The sequence below is a fragment of the Belnapia arida genome, from assembly GCF_016773205.1.
In the GTDB taxonomy this organism is placed as follows: Bacteria; Pseudomonadota; Alphaproteobacteria; order Acetobacterales; family Acetobacteraceae; genus Belnapia; species Belnapia arida.
Window position 1 is genome coordinate 1 of the sequence record NZ_JAETWB010000180.1, and the last position, 495, is coordinate 495.

The 495-nt window shown below is 65.7% G+C and carries 1 protein-coding gene; it reads left to right on the forward strand.

The features are described 5' to 3' along the window. Positions 1–87: 87 nt before the first annotated feature. A complete protein-coding gene (locus JMJ56_RS33290; RefSeq protein WP_202836145.1) occupies positions 88–405 on the forward strand; it encodes a transposase in 318 nt (105 codons plus the stop codon). Positions 406–495: the final 90 nt, after the last annotated feature.

Below are 495 nucleotides of genomic sequence, written 5' to 3' on the forward strand. Positions count from 1 at the left end.
TACTGCGCGGGCTCACTTACAACCTCCAGCGCCTCGTCCGCCTCAGTGCCCCCGGATGAGCCTCGCGACAGAGCAACACCCGGGCAGATGGGCGACCTCCGCCCGGCCCATGGCCTGTTGGCCAACCTGCCACCACCCGCCTTCTGCGCCGCCGATGCCGCCTACGACAGCAATGGCCTGCGCCACTTCCCGCTCGGGCGCGGCACCCCGCCCGTTATCCTGAACAACCCAACCCACAAGAACCCGCAGCCCTTCAATGCGCGCGCCTATAGGGCCCGCAACATCATCGAGCGCACCATCGGACGACTGAAAGACTGGCGCCGCATCCACACCCGATACGACAAACTCGCCGCCAACTATGCCTCAGCCGTCGCCATCGCCGCCATCCTCCTCGGATGGACCTGATCGAGTCTGGAGCCTAGCAGGCTGCTGAAATTCCCGCTCGCGACTGGCTGCGGATCGTGATTCGCTGATCCTCGTCAACGGGACGAGGTC